This window comes from Nonomuraea spiralis, from assembly GCF_014648435.1.
GTDB lineage: Bacteria > Actinomycetota > Actinomycetes > Streptosporangiales > Streptosporangiaceae > Nonomuraea > Nonomuraea spiralis.
On sequence record NZ_BMRC01000002.1, the window covers coordinates 669,095 to 681,986 of the forward strand.

At 72.3% G+C, this 12,892-nt stretch carries 13 protein-coding genes and 1 pseudogene; 6 read left to right on the top strand and 8 right to left on the bottom strand.

The features are described from left to right. Nucleotides 1–52: 52 nt before the first annotated feature. Nucleotides 53–832 (bottom strand): phytanoyl-CoA dioxygenase family protein, encoded by a 780-nt coding sequence (locus IEZ27_RS07010; RefSeq protein ID WP_189646427.1) that lies wholly within the window; start codon nucleotides 830–832, stop codon nucleotides 53–55. Between the two features lie 53 nt (nucleotides 833–885). Between IEZ27_RS07010 and IEZ27_RS54895 the strand changes: the two are divergent. Together IEZ27_RS54895 and IEZ27_RS54900 are read left to right on the top strand one after the other, a co-directional pair. Then, nucleotides 886–1,083, top strand: a pseudogene (locus IEZ27_RS54895) (AraC family ligand binding domain-containing protein); the annotation flags it as partial. Nucleotides 1,084–1,116: 33 nt separating this feature from the next. After that, the gene (locus IEZ27_RS54900; protein ID WP_379478601.1) at nucleotides 1,117–1,686 is read left to right on the top strand and encodes a helix-turn-helix domain-containing protein; all 570 of its coding nucleotides are present in this window, start codon (nucleotides 1,117–1,119) and stop codon (nucleotides 1,684–1,686) included. Nucleotides 1,687–1,692: 6 nt separating this feature from the next. Here IEZ27_RS54900 and IEZ27_RS07020 read toward each other — a convergent pair whose 3' ends face one another. Then, the gene (locus tag IEZ27_RS07020; RefSeq protein ID WP_407672813.1) at nucleotides 1,693–2,187 is read right to left on the bottom strand and encodes a DUF2087 domain-containing protein; all 495 of its coding nucleotides are present in this window, start codon (nucleotides 2,185–2,187) and stop codon (nucleotides 1,693–1,695) included. 17 nt (nucleotides 2,188–2,204) lie between these two features. Between IEZ27_RS07020 and IEZ27_RS07025 the strand changes: the two genes are divergently transcribed. Then, entirely contained in the window at nucleotides 2,205–2,768 is a 564-nt protein-coding gene (locus tag IEZ27_RS07025; RefSeq protein ID WP_189646429.1) for a hypothetical protein, read from the top strand. Between the two features lie 121 nt (nucleotides 2,769–2,889). On the opposite strand, the gene IEZ27_RS07030 is transcribed toward IEZ27_RS07025, so the two are convergent. Genes IEZ27_RS07030 through IEZ27_RS07040 form a run of 3 tightly spaced genes read right to left on the bottom strand, consistent with a single transcriptional unit; the run spans nucleotide 2,890 to nucleotide 7,223 of the window. Further along, nucleotides 2,890–5,397 (bottom strand): DEAD/DEAH box helicase, encoded by a 2,508-nt coding sequence (locus tag IEZ27_RS07030; protein WP_189646531.1) that lies wholly within the window; start codon nucleotides 5,395–5,397, stop codon nucleotides 2,890–2,892. A 37-nt stretch (nucleotides 5,398–5,434) separates the two neighbouring features. Then, complete coding sequence (locus IEZ27_RS07035; protein WP_189646430.1) at nucleotides 5,435–5,932, bottom strand: GNAT family N-acetyltransferase; 498 nt, start codon at nucleotides 5,930–5,932, stop codon at nucleotides 5,435–5,437. A gap of 37 nt (nucleotides 5,933–5,969) precedes the next feature. Beyond that, nucleotides 5,970–7,223 (bottom strand): acyltransferase family protein, encoded by a 1,254-nt coding sequence (locus IEZ27_RS07040; RefSeq protein WP_189646431.1) that lies wholly within the window; start codon nucleotides 7,221–7,223, stop codon nucleotides 5,970–5,972. A gap of 183 nt (nucleotides 7,224–7,406) precedes the next feature. Between IEZ27_RS07040 and IEZ27_RS07045 the strand changes: the two genes are divergently transcribed. Together IEZ27_RS07045 and IEZ27_RS07050 are read left to right on the top strand one after the other, a co-directional pair. Beyond that, a complete protein-coding gene (locus IEZ27_RS07045) occupies nucleotides 7,407–8,654 on the top strand; it encodes a sensor histidine kinase (RefSeq protein WP_189646432.1) in 1,248 nt (415 codons plus the stop codon). After that, the gene (locus tag IEZ27_RS07050) at nucleotides 8,645–9,292 is read left to right on the top strand and encodes a response regulator transcription factor (protein WP_189646433.1); all 648 of its coding nucleotides are present in this window, start codon (nucleotides 8,645–8,647) and stop codon (nucleotides 9,290–9,292) included. The genes IEZ27_RS07045 and IEZ27_RS07050 overlap by 10 nt, the downstream gene beginning before the upstream one ends. A 114-nt stretch (nucleotides 9,293–9,406) precedes the next feature. On the opposite strand, the gene mihF is transcribed toward IEZ27_RS07050, so the two are convergent. The 3 genes from mihF to IEZ27_RS07065 form a co-directional block, all read right to left on the bottom strand. Continuing rightward, the gene (mihF, locus tag IEZ27_RS07055) at nucleotides 9,407–9,712 is read right to left on the bottom strand and encodes an integration host factor, actinobacterial type (RefSeq protein WP_043641121.1); all 306 of its coding nucleotides are present in this window, start codon (nucleotides 9,710–9,712) and stop codon (nucleotides 9,407–9,409) included. A gap of 101 nt (nucleotides 9,713–9,813) precedes the next feature. Continuing rightward, nucleotides 9,814–10,218, bottom strand: a complete 405-nt coding sequence (locus IEZ27_RS07060) for a GlcG/HbpS family heme-binding protein (RefSeq protein ID WP_189646434.1) — start codon at nucleotides 10,216–10,218, stop codon at nucleotides 9,814–9,816. A 125-nt stretch (nucleotides 10,219–10,343) separates the two neighbouring features. Continuing rightward, on the bottom strand, nucleotides 10,344–11,573 hold the full coding sequence (locus IEZ27_RS07065) for an ROK family protein (protein WP_189646435.1): 1,230 nt from the start codon (nucleotides 11,571–11,573) through the stop codon (nucleotides 10,344–10,346). A gap of 65 nt (nucleotides 11,574–11,638) precedes the next feature. On the opposite strand from IEZ27_RS07065, the gene IEZ27_RS07070 reads away from it, so the two are divergent. Further along, nucleotides 11,639–12,817, top strand: coding sequence for an MFS transporter (locus IEZ27_RS07070; RefSeq protein ID WP_268246043.1), 1,179 nt, complete (start codon nucleotides 11,639–11,641; stop codon nucleotides 12,815–12,817). Nucleotides 12,818–12,892: the final 75 nt, after the last annotated feature.

Genomic DNA, 12,892 nt, shown 5'->3' on the forward strand with positions numbered 1-12,892 from the left:
GCGCGGGCGGCCCGGTGCGGGACTCGGGCGCGCCGGTTGGGGCCGGTGCTGGTCAGTGGGGGCCGGGGGCCTCGGTGCCGCAGGGGCCGCCGCCGGTGGCCGGGTCCAGGCGCACGCGCTCGCCGTCCATGGTCAGCGTCTCGTAGTACGCCGAGATGCGCTCGGCCGAGCGGCCGGTGTAGTGGCAGATGAAGCTGCGCCTGAACCGGTCGGCCGTGGTGTTGGGCTCCGATCCGTGCACCAGGCTGCCGTTGAAGAACAACACGTCCCCGGGTTCCATGTCCACGGCCACCCGCTCCAGGCCGGGCGGCGGGGGGACGTACTCGCGGGTGAAGGAGAGGTCGCGGTCGGCCTCCTCGGGGCAGAACAGGTCCATCAGGTGGGTGCCGGGGACCACTTCGAGGCCGCCGTTGGCGCGGTCGACGCGGTCGAGCGCCACCCACGCCGCCACGCACGTGCCCGGTTCGACGCGCAGATAGAAGTTGTCCTGGTGCAACGCCTGCCCGCGCGCGCCCGGCGGCTTGAAGTAGAACATGCTCTGGGCTGCTATCGGCTCCTCGTCCAGCAGCTCGCGCAGGATCGCGGCGAAGCGGGCGTCGAGCAGGTAGCGCAGGGCGACGTCGTTCACCTGGTGGGGGTGCATGACACGCGGGTAGTCGCGCAGGACGTCGTACGGCGCGTCCGGGTCCTGGGGGCGGGGCGTGAAATGGCCGGGGACCGGGCCGCCGGCGTGCAGGGTCATGAACTCCTCGCGCAGCTCGGCCACCTCCTCGGGGGCCAGCAGCGCGGGGACGAGCACGTAGCCGCGGTCGTGGAAGTCGTTCAGCCTCATGCCCTTCACGGTAGGCACCAGGCTCGTGCGACGGTACGCGCCGTCCCCACGGGTCGCCGAGCCGGCTCCTGCTGTGGACGCAGGCGGGGGAGGGGCGGGTCGAGCAGGCGGGGGTGTCGTTCGCCGTACGGGAGGGGGATCTGGCGGTGCTCGGGCCGGGCGCGGCGCAGCGTTACCGGGTGGCGCCGGGGGCGGGGCGGTGGCGGTTCTGGTGGGTGCACTTCCAGCCGCGTCCCGCCTGGACGGCCTGGCTGGCCCCGTACGCGCCGGCCGCCGGCTGCCACCTGGTCGAGGACGTACCGGCCGGGGTACGCGAGCGCGTCGGCCGGGCCTTCGAACGCGCGCTCCAGGACGCCCGCCGGCTCCCCGGCCACCCCACCCCCGGCCCCCCGACGCCCGGCAACGCGCCCGTGCCGGCGGTGGTGATGTCGAGCCCGGCCCGTGAGCTGGTGCTGGGCGCGGTGGAGGAGGTGCTGGTGCTGGCCACGGCCTCCACCGGGGCGGCCCGGTCCGGAGGGGAGGCCGGGGGCGGCGACGAGCGGGTGCGTCACGCGCTCGACCTCATCGCCGCCGAGCCGGGCGCGCCGCACTCGGTCGCCTCGCTGGCCCGCGCCGTGGCCCTGTCGCCCTCCAGGTTCGCCCACCTGTTCGCGGCCGGCACCGGCCAGACCCCGATGGCCGCCGTACGCCGGGCACGGGTGCGGCACGCCGCGAGCCTGCTGGAGGTGACCGACCTGGACGTCGGCCAGGTGGCCGCCGCCTCGGGCTTCGTCAGCCCGTTCCACTTCAGCCGCGCCTTCAGGCGCGAGTACGGCCTCCCACCCCGCGACCACCGCGCCCGCCTGCGCCCCTGACCGGCCTCACACCTCGACCGGGCCGCCGCTGCGCCAGTAGACGTTGCCCTCCCTGGACAACATCCCCTCGTCCACCAGGTAGCGCCGCAGCGCCGCGAAGTCGTCGTGGAAGGCCCGCAGCGCCACGTTGACGTCGCTCTCCGGGTAACGCACGCCCGGCTCGAACACCCGCGAGATGTAGCGCAGCACGACCAGCCGCTTGTCGCGGCGCATGACCGTGGTCGTCAACCGGCCGTCGACCAGGAACGTGCGCAGCACCCGCTCCTCGGCGCTCAGCTCCTCCGGGGGCTCGGCCCGCTGCCGCAGCAGCTCGCGGAAACGTTCCGGACGCGCCCGCCACTCGCCGTCGTCACCGGGCTCGGCCAGGCCGCCGCTGGCCAGACGGTCGAGGGCCTTGGGGGACAGGCCGCCGGTGTCGCCGAGCACCAGGGACGCGAACACGCGCAGCGTGTCCTCCTGGTAGAGCAGCCCGAGCACGCGTCTGAGGTCTTCTTCGCTCACCCGTACCATTTTGTCCCATGATCGCAGCACTGTTCGTCGCCGCCAGTCTCGCTGTGCCGGGCAACTTCCTGCTCTACGAGAAGGCCGCCGCCAAGAAGGACCCCAACCCGGAGCACAGCTGGAACGTCTCGGGCAAGAAGACCGCCCAGCTCGTCGTGGACCCGTGCCAGAAGGCCAGGCTGGGCCTGGCCGGACGGACGGCGGCCAGGACGATCGTCTACACGGCCGTGCCCGACTACTCGAAGTCCGAGCAGGTGATCCTCTACTCCTCGCCGGAGGCCGCGGCCAAGGCGGTCGGCGAGCTGCGGACCGCCGTACGGACCTGCGGCACCGCGGGCTACCGCTACAGCCAGGCCAAGGTCGCGCTCGGCGACGAGGCCGTGCTGGTCACCGGCCAGGCCTACGACCACGGCAAGCCGGCGGTCGGCGGCGAGCGGGCGGTCGTGGCCCGCCGGGCGAACGCCCTGATCCTCTACACGGTCGCCGGCGAGTGGGGCAAACCCGCCAAGGCCGACTTCAGCCGGCAGCGCAAGGACGCGGGCACGATGCTCGCCAAGATCTGCGAACTGGCGGAGTGCTGAATGTCTCGATCTTGAGACATCGTCATGACCCAGCGCCTAACTTCCCGACCCGAGAATGATTCGACAAGCCTGTGCCGGAACGCCCTTGCCAGTCCGTTCCGGCACACGGCTTGTTCTCATGTCAGAGCCGGTTGAGCCCGAGCACGTGCAGCACGGCCCGGCCCTCCTCGTCGGAGGCGGTCAGGTCGACCTGGGCGTCGATGCCCCAGTCGGCGTCGCCGGCCGGATCCTTGATCGTCTGGCGTACCCGCCACAGGCCGCTCTCCTCCTCGATCCGCAGCAGCGCGGGCCCGCGCGCGTCGGCGTCGGTGAAGATCTCCTCGTGGTCGGCGTAGTAGGCGTCGAGCGCCGCGCCCCAGTCGACGTCGGGGGCCAGCTCCTCCAGCTCGTCCTCCTTCTCGACGGCGCACAGCTCGACCAGCCGGAACATGGCGTTGCGCACCAGCACCCGGAAGGCCCGCGGGTTGGCCGTGACCGGCCGCACCTTGGTCTCCAGCTGCGCCTGGCGCTCCAGCGCCTCCTCGGGGTTGGTGAGCTTCTCCCACTCGTCGATCAGCGAGGAGTCGACCTGCCGGACCAGCTCGCCCAGCCACTCGATGAGGTCGACCAGGTCCTCGGTCTTCAGGTGCTCGGGCACGGTACGCGACAACGTGCGGTAGGCGTCGGCCAGGTAGCGCAGCACCGTGCCCTCGGAGCGGGCCAGCTCGTAGAACTGGATGTACTCGCCGAACGTCATGGCCCGCTCGAACATGTCGCGCACCACCGACTTCGGGCTGACGGTGTAGTCGCCGACCCACGGGTGGCCGCGCCGGTAGGTCTCGTACGCGCCGAGCAGCAGGGCGTCGAGCGGCATCGGGTACATGACCTCGGCGAGCGCCTCCATACGCTCTTCGTACTCGAGGCCGTCGGCCTTCATCTGGGCGACCGCCTCGCCGCGCGCCTTCTTCAGCTGGGCCGACAGGATCTGGCGGGGGTCGTCGAGGATGGACTCGACGATGGAGACCATGTCGAGCGCGTAGGAGGGCGACTCGCGGTCGAGCAGGTCGAAGGCGGCCAGCGCGAACGTCGACAGCGCCTGGTTGAGCGCGAAGTCCTCCTGCAGCTCGATCGTCAGCCGGGCCCGGCGGCCCTGCTCGTCGGGCTCGGCGAACTGCTCGACGATGCCGCCGGCCAGCAGCGAGCGGTAGATCGCGATGGCCTGGCTGATGTGCCGCCGCTGCCACTTGCGGTCTTCGTGGTTGTCGGTCAGCAGGTGTTTCATCGCCTGGAAGCAGTCGCCCGGCCGGTTGATCACGGCCAGCAACATCGCGTTGCTCACCTTGAAACGCGAGTTGAGCGGCTCGGGCTCGGCCTGCTGGAGCTTCTCGAACGTCTCCTCGCTCCACCCGACGAACCCCTCCGGCGGCTTCTTGCGCGCGTAGCCGCGCCGCCGCTTGGGATCGTCGCCGATCTTGGCCAGGGCCTTGGCGTTCTCGATGTCGTGCTCGGGGGCCTGGCAGGCGACGTAGCCGATGGTGTCGAAGCCCGCGCGGCCGGCCCGGCCGGCGATCTGGTGGAACTCGCGGGCGCGCAGCCGGCGCACCTTGTTGCCGTCGTACTTGGACAGGGCGGTGAACAGGACCGTGCGGATCGGCACGTTGACGCCGACGCCGAGCGTGTCGGTGCCGCAGATGACCTTCAGCAGCCCGGCCTGGGCCAGCCGCTCCACCAGCCGCCGGTATTTGGGCAGCATGCCCGCGTGGTGGACGCCGATGCCGTGCTTGACCAGCCGCGACAGCGCCCGGCCGAACCGGGTGGTGAACCGGAAGCCGCCGATCATCGCGGCGATGGCCTCCTTCTCGGCCTTGGTCGCCATGTTGATCGACATCAGCGCCTGGGCCCGCTCCATGGCCGCGGCCTGCGTGAAGTGCACGACGTAGACGGGGGCCTGCCCGGTGGTGAGCATCTCCTCCAGCGACTCGTGCAGCGGCGTCATCCGGTACGAGTACACCAGCGGCACCGGCCGCTCGGCGTGCTTGACCACCGACGTCGGCCGGCCGGTGCGCCTGGTCAGGTCGCGCTCGAACATCGACACGTCGCCGAGCGTCGCCGACATCAGCACGAACTGCACGTCGGGCAGCTCCAGCAGCGGCACCTGCCAGGCCCACCCGCGGTCGGGCTCGGCGTAGAAGTGGAACTCGTCCATGACGACCTGGCCGATGTCGGCCGCCGCGCCGTCGCGCAGGGCCACGTTGGCCAGGATCTCGGCGGTGCAGCAGATGATCGGCGCGCCCGGGTTGACGCTGGCGTCGCCGGTCATCATGCCGACGTTCGCGGTGCCGAAGACGGCGCACAGGTCGAAGAACTTCTCCGACACCAGCGCCTTGATCGGCGCGGTGTAGAACGTGCGCACGTCACGGGTCAGCGCGGCGAAGTGCGCCCCGGCGGCCACCAGCGACTTTCCCGAGCCGGTCGGCGTCGCGAGGATCAGGTTGCTGCCGGAGACGACCTCGATGAGGGCCTCCTCCTGGGCGGGATAGAGCGTGAGCCCCCGTTCGGCGTTCCAGGCGACGAACGCGTCGAAGATGGCGTCGGGGTCGGCGTCGATGTCCTCGGGCAGGCGGTCAACGAGAAGGCTCACGGTGTCTATCCTGCCGAAGTTTGCCGTGTGGTCGAACCCGGCACCCTCATCTCAGGTCAAGTTGCATCAGCAAGGTGTCGATCCAGCGGCCGTGTTTGAACCCCACGTTCCTCAGCCGTCCCGCCTCCTCGAAGCCGAAGGCGGCGTGCAGCCGCCGCGAGGCCGGGTCGCCGCCGTCGGCGATCACCGCGATCAGGGAGCGCGCCTCGGTCGCCGACGTACGCCGGATCAGCTCGCCCAGCAGCAGGCGGCCGAGCCCGCGGCCGGTGTGCCCGGGAGCGAGGTAGATCGAGTCCTCCAGGCTGTGGCGGTAGGCGGGCTTGGGCCGGTACTGGCTGACGTAGGCGTACCCGGCGACCACGCCGTCCGCCTCGGCCACCAGGAACGGCAGCCCCGCCGCCGCGACGGCCACCGCCTTGGCCCGCCACTCGGCGTCCCCCGGCGGCGTCTCGTCGAACGTGGCCACGCCGCCGGTCACGTAATGGGCGTAGATGGCGGTCACGGCGGGCACGTCGTCCCCGGCGAGGGCGCGAATCATCGTCATGGCCTCCGATTGTGGCCCGGGGCAGATGTCGCCGGTGTTACACGCGGGCCTTGGGCGCGGTCATCAGCAGGCCGCCGAGCAGCGCCAGCACCGCCAGGAACGGGCCGCCGCCCGGGGCGAACCCGCCCACGGTCAGCGTCAGCAGCCCGGCCCCGACCAGCCCGGCGGCCACCAGCATGGCCCGCGGACCGGCGTTCCCGTACGGCAGCGAGGGCGGCGTCTCGAACCGGGCGAACAGCCGTACCAGCCCCGACATGACCAGGCACAACATGCCGAACCAGACCGGCCACCCGGCGAACCAGAACAGGCTGCCCGGCTCGGGCGTCTCGACGCCGAGCAGGACCACGACCACGCCGGTCACGGCGAACAGTGCGGGCATGTGCCACAGGTAGACCGTCATGATGCGCGGCCCGGCCCAGTCCAGCACCCGGCGCAGCGGCAACCGGACCAGCCGGGGACGCAGCAGCGTGGCCAGGCCGATCTGGCCGATGCCGACGGCCAGGATGGCCAGCGTGGGCGGGGCCATGTTCGACATCTCGGCGCCGGGCAGTCCGATCATGCTGCCGGGGTAGGGGCCGAACCCCACCAGCAGCGCCGCCGCGCCGAACCCGCCGGCCGCCATCAGCGCGGGCAGCCGCACCCGTCCCTCGGCGTAGAAGAAGCCGATCTGGTGCACCGCCAGCCACACGAAGACGATGTTCAGGTAACCGGCCGCCTCCACGCCGGTCGAGAAGCGCGCCAGGTCGGTCAGCGCCGCCCCGGCCGCCAGCACGACCGGGACGAGCACGCCGTACCGGCGGTGCAGGCGCAGCGCGTACGGCGTGACCGTGACCGCGATCAGGTACACGGCCAGGAACCACAACAACTGCCCGGTCAGCTTCGCGCCCACCTCCAGCGGCTGGTCCGGCACCCCCAGCGTGAGCAGCACGTGGGGGAGCGGGATCCAGACCGCCGCAAGGGGGAGCAACGGCCAGGCGAGCCTCCGCAACCGCCCGGCCAGCCACTCCTGGTCGCTCTTCGCCGACCGCCCCCGGCTGATCGCGTTGGCCGCGCCGCCGGCGAAGAACACCAGCGGCATGACCTGGCTGAGCCACGTCACCACCCACACCCCCGGGGTGGACAACGCGTTGCCCGTGGTCAGCCGCCCGCCCTCGTAGGACAGGACGGGGATCGTCCAGTGCTGGAGCACGATGAGCGCCATGCCCAGCACCCGCAACAGGTCGATGAACGGGTCCCTTCCCGTCGTACGCGGCGCCGCAACCGGCGCGGGACGGTCGAGCAGGACGGTCATGGGGAGCCTCGTTTCGGCGGGGAGCGGATGACTCAAGGCTTCCGTCCCGGCCGCCCGCGCACATTGCCGCGGACCACCCTGTTGAGGTCGAGATCACACCACCCCCGGGGGTAGGGCTGGCCCTACCTCCACATGCCTGCGTACCTGCTCGTCCCGCTCTGCCGGGGGACTTAGCCTGGCTGCATGCGCTCCCTCATGAGGCGTGTCCTCCTCGACACCCGCTACACGCTGGTCGGATTCCCGACGGCCGTCATCGGCTTCGTGCTCATGATCGCCGGTTTCGCCGCCGGGGTCGGCACCGCGGTGGTGTGGATCGGCGTGCCGCTGCTGGCCGGCACGCTCCTCGTCGCGCGGGGCTTCGCCGACGCCGAGCGCGGCTGGTTGTCGGACGTGCTCAAGAGGCCGCCCGTACGGCCGCGGTACCGTCCGGCGCCCGAGGGCGCGGGCCGCTTCCGCCGGATCGTGAACCCGCTGACCAACGGTCAGTCGTGGCTCGACCTGCTGCACGGCATCCTGAACTTCCCGTTCGCGATCCTGGCGTTCGTGCTGACCGTGGTGTTCTGGGCGATCCCGATCGCCGGGCTGACGTACCCGCTCTACGGCATCATCACCTCGCGCATCCCCGGCAACGTCGAGCTGCCCGAGCTGCTCGGGATCGGCACCGGCTACACGGTCAACGCGATCTTCTACGTCTCGCTCGGCCTGCTCTTCGCGCTGCTGATGCCGTTCATGGTGCGCGGGGCCGCGCTGGTCAGGGCCGGGCTGGGCCGGGCGCTGCTGACCGGCGTCGCCGAGCTCCAGGAGCGCATCGACGACCTGGCCGAGGGCCGCGCGGCGGCCGTCTCGGCCGAGGCCAACGCGCTGCGCAAGCTGGAGCGCGACATCCACGACGGCCCGCAGCAGCGCCTGGTCTCGCTGGCCATGGAGCTGTCCAGGGCGCAGCGGCAGCTCGCCAAGGACCCGCAGGCCGCCTCGGACACGATCAGCTCGGCGATCAGCGCCACCCGTGAGACGCTCGACGAGCTGCGCGCGCTCTCGCGCGGCATCGCGCCGCCCATCCTGTCCGACCGCGGCCTCGCGCCCGCCCTGGCCGCCCTGGCGGGCCGCTGCACGGTGCCGGTCGACCTCGACGTGCAGACCGTGGGCCGCTTCCAGGCCGCCGTCGAGAACGCGATCTACTTCGTCTGCGCCGAGACCCTCACGAACGTGGCCAAACACAGCCGCGCCACGATCTGCACCGTTCAGCTCGTCCGCATCGGTGACATCCTCATGCTCACGATCGGGGATGATGGGGTGGGCGGCGCACACGTCGCCAAGGGACACGGCCTGGCCGGTCTGGCCGACCGGCTCCGCGCCGTTGACGGGGAGCTCACCGTACGGTCGCCGGACGGCGGGCCGACAGTGATCGTGGCGGAGGTGCCGTGCGCGTAGTCGTGGCCGATGACGCGGTTCTGATCAGGGAGGGCCTGGTCAGGCTGCTCGAGGAGTTCGGCTGCGAGGTGGTCGCCACCGTGGGGGACGGCGACGCCCTCGTCGAGGCGGTCGTCGAGCACAGACCGGACGTGTCGGTGGTCGACGTGCGCATGCCGCCGTCGTTCACCGACGAGGGGCTCAGGGCGGCGGTCGAGGCCCGGAACAGGGTGCCCGGCGCCCCGGTGCTCATCCTGTCGCAGTACGTCGAGGTCTCCTACGCCGACGACCTGCTGGCCGACGCCCGCGGCGCGGTGGGTTACCTGCTGAAGGACCGGGTCGTCGACGTCGACGAGTTCCTGGAGGGCCTGCGGCGGGTGGCGGCGGGAGGCACCGTCTTCGATCCGCAGGTGGTGTCCCAGTTGATGGTGCGCAGACGCAAGGACGACCCGCTGGCGCAGCTCACGCCGCGCGAGCGCGAGGTGCTCGGGCTCATGGCCGAGGGCAGGTCGAACCCGGCCATCGGACGGCAGCTCGTGATCAGTGACGGCGCCGTGGAGAAGCACATCAGGAGCATCTTCAACAAGCTCGGCCTCTACGCCGACGACAGCGACCAGCACCGCCGCGTGCTCGCCGTGCTGACGTACCTGAGGTCCTGACCCCTCGGCCGGGCCCGCCGGAGCGGCGCTCGCCGCTCTCCGGTCCCTCCTGGCCCACGAGGGGTCGCCGGCCGGTCCGCGCGGCGTCGCGCGCGGAGCCGGCCGCCCGGGTGTCTAGCCGAGCGCGTCGACCAGCTTCTTGCGCTGCTGGGCGCCCAGGCCGCCGAGACGGCGCTTCTCGTCGACGCCGGCCTCCTCCATCAGCGCGGTGGCCTTGGCCGGGCCGACGCCCTTGACGGCGCGCAGGGCCTGGGACACCTTGATCTTCTTGGCGATGTCGTCGTCACGCTCAAGGAGCTGGGCGAAGGTCAGCTCGCCCGCCTTGACCTTGGCGAGCAGGGCCGTACGGGCCGCGCGGGCCTCGGCCGCCTTCGCCAGAGCCGCCTGACGCTGCTCGGGGGTGAGAGTGGGAAGTGCCATCTCGTCTTCTCCTCGGGGAGTTGGGTTCGGGAAAGTGTTTCCCGTGGTGCAGTGGCTAATCATGGCGGATACCAGCGGTTCGTGTTGCGGAAAGCGCCCGCTCAACGTGTCCGCCACACCAGTGCGGCCGCTTCGGCGCACGCCACGTCCTGGGCGACCGTGCCTCCGCTGACCCCTACGCCGCCGACCACCCGTTCTCCCTCGCCGTAGTCCGCCCAGAGGGGGACACCCCCTCCGAAACAGACGTACCGGTCGCCTGCCAGACCGAACAGTTCCCCGCCCGGCGCCACCAGCGGGGCGAGCTCGGCAGTGGCCATGCGATGGGCCACCGAGGTGTACGCCTTGCCCGGCGCGAGCACCGGCCCCGCGATCTCCGCACCCGTCATACGCTGGAAAGACACCAGATGGCCGCCTCCGTCCACGACCGCCACGGAGACCAGCGCGCCCTCCCGGGCGGCCTGCTTCAGGGCGGCCTCGGTCATGCGGAGCGCGAGTTCGAGATCCACGCGTACCCACCCCCGTTGATGATCTTGAGCGTGTCGGGCCCCTCCATGCGTACAGCGCCGGGGACGGGGGGTGCAAGATCGCCTGGTCGGCGCTCGGACGGCGGTGGATGTTGCAGGATTTTCCGCTAGAGCGTGTAATGCGTCACATTTCGTGATTCGGGCGTGTCGGCGCCCTGGTCGGGGCGGGTTTCGCGCCATCTCTCCAGCCCTTCGGGGGTGAGGAAGGCGTCGAAGACGGACTCCATGGCGCCCAGCAGCGCGCCGCGCCAGCCCAGGGCGCCGGCCTCGATCCGGGGCGGACGCTCACGGCGGATGGCCATCAGCGCGGGCCCGCAGGACTCCATCAGGGCCCCGCCCGCGCGCTCCCAGAACTCGGCGCCGAGCCCCGAGAGCGTGACGACCTCGGGATCGTGGGCGTTGACGAGGGCGGCGACGCCCAGGCCGAGCGCGCGGGCCCCGGCCTCGACCGCCTCCCGGCTGGTGGCCAGCACCTCCTCGGCCTGACGGCGGCCCCGCCCGCCCCCGTAGGCCAGGCCCACGTGGCGCAGCAGCGCGTTCGCGCCGACCTCCTGGCCCCAGCAGCCGGTCGCGCCGCACGCGCACGGCCGGTCGCCGCCGCCCAGCGGCATGTGGCCGAACTCCGCCCCCACACCGCTCGCGCCGGCCAGCGGCCGGCCGTCCACGACGAGGACGCCGCCGAGGTCGAAGTCCACGTGCAGGTGCAGGCCCACCCGTACGCCGCGCAGCCGTCCCCGCCGGGCCTCGGCCAGCGCGGCCAGGGCCGTGTCGTTGCCCACTGCGACCTGGTCCGGGCCGAGCCCGTGCGGCACGTCCGCCGATCCCAGGCCGAGCAGCCGCGGTACGTCCACCGAACGCCAGCCCAGGTGGGCGATGTCCACCAGCCCGTCGTGCCGTACCGGGCCGGCGAGCGCCACCCCGACGCCCACGACCCGCCGCGACAGGTGGCCGGCCACCGCCCGGCCCAGGGAGGCCAGGGCGCCTTCCGGGGTGCCGTCGTGCGGCCGGACCTCCAGCACGGTCACTCGGCCGCCCAGCTCGCACGCCGCCAGCTCCCAGGCGTCCTCGCGCACGTCGGCGGCGAGGGCCAGCGGGCCCAGCGGATGGGGGCCGGGCACCTGCGTGGGACGTCCCCTGGCGTGGCCGGAGGCGGGCTCCTCGTGCAGCAGGGCGTCCTCGGCCAGGCCCGCGACGAGCACCGACGCCGTGCCTCTGGCGAGGTTCAGGTCGCGGGTGAGCTGCGATCTCGTCCGGGTCGCCGCGCAGTCGTGCACGGCGCGCAGCAACCGGACCCGGTTGTGCGCGCGGAGTTCGCCGCTGGTCGTAGCACTCTTCACAACTCTCAGTTTATGCTCTTGCCGTGAACAAAACCCTCATTGCTGCCAAACGTGCACGTGTTGGAGTGTTCGGACTTTTCACCCTCAGTGGATTCGTGATGGGCCTGTGGGCGGCCGGGCTGCCCTCGTTGAACGACCGGCTCGACCTCGGCGCGGCCAGGCTGGGCACCGTCCTGCTGATGATCTCCAGCGGCGCGCTGGTGTCGATGCTGGTGGCCGGGCGGCTGGTGGACAGGTGGTCGAGCCGGCGGGTGTGCTGGATCGGCGGGCCGCTGTCGGGCCTGGCCCTGCTCGGGCCCGCGCTGGCCCCCTCGTACGCGTCGCTGATGGCGCTGGCGCTGCTGTTCGGGATGGGCCTGGGGGTGACCGAGGTCGCCATCAACGCCCACTCCGTCGAGGTCGAGCGGGTCTACGGCCGTCCGATCATCTCGGCCTTCCATGGCACGTGGAGCCTCGGCGGGGCCGCCGGGGGCGCGCTGACGTCCCTCGTCCTGCGGTCCGGGCTCGACCCCCAGGCGCTGCTGGTGGCGGGGGCGCTCGTGGTCCCGTTCCTGTACTTCCCGGCCGTACGCGTGCTGCTGCCCGACGAGCTGCGGCAGGCCGAGGAGGAGGCCGAGGGCGGCACGGGCACCGGCTCGCTGAAGTGGGCGCTGATCGCGCTGCTCGGGGTGGCGGCCTTCGCCGGGCACCTGAGCGAGGGCGCCGCCATCGACTGGGCCGCGCTGCACGCCCGCTGGGTGCTGCACACCGACCCGGCCGCCGCGCCGCTCGCGTACACGATCTTCTCGGTCGCGATGACGACGATCCGCCTGCTCGGCGACCCGATCAGGGCCAGGCTCGGCTCGGTGCGCACGATCCAGCTCGCCGGCGGCTTCGCCACCCTCGGGTACGTCCTGGTGCTCGCCGCCCCGGTGTTCGACGGGCCACTGAGCGTGGTGTGCGCGTGGACCGGCTGGGCGCTGGCCGGCGTGGGGCTGGCGACCGTCGTGCCGGTGTTGTTCAGCGCGGTCGGCGCGGCGGGCGGGCCGGTGGGCCGGGCCCTGGCCATGGTGACGGCGTTCGGCTACAGCGGGCTGCTGCTCGGCCCGGCGGTCCTCGGGTACGTGGCCGAGGCCACGAAGTCGTTGCCCGTGGCGTTGATCATCCCGGCCGTGCTGGCCGCCGTCGTCGCGTTGAGCGGCGCCCCGGCGATCCGCTCGCTCACGGGACGTCCGGCGCCGGTTCCCGCCGAGAACCCGGCCTAGCGATCACCTGTTCCGGAGGGCGGGAGCCGTGTCGGCGGCTCCCGCCTTCTCGCGTTCTCGACGCGGATCTGTGGA

Excerpts from the sequence above, each read along its gene's own strand:
- IEZ27_RS07010 (WP_189646427.1), bottom strand. The coding sequence starts at position 832 with ATGAGGCTGAACGACTTCCACGACCGCGGCTACGTGCTCGTCCCCGCG.
- IEZ27_RS07025 (WP_189646429.1), top strand. The coding sequence starts at position 2,205 with ATGATCGCAGCACTGTTCGTCGCCGCCAGTCTCGCTGTGCCGGGCAAC.
- IEZ27_RS07035 (WP_189646430.1), bottom strand. The coding sequence starts at position 5,932 with ATGACGATGATTCGCGCCCTCGCCGGGGACGACGTGCCCGCCGTGACC.
- IEZ27_RS07040 (WP_189646431.1), bottom strand. The coding sequence starts at position 7,223 with ATGACCGTCCTGCTCGACCGTCCCGCGCCGGTTGCGGCGCCGCGTACG.
- IEZ27_RS07045 (WP_189646432.1), top strand. The coding sequence starts at position 7,407 with ATGCGCTCCCTCATGAGGCGTGTCCTCCTCGACACCCGCTACACGCTG.
- mihF (WP_043641121.1), bottom strand. The coding sequence starts at position 9,712 with ATGGCACTTCCCACTCTCACCCCCGAGCAGCGTCAGGCGGCTCTGGCG.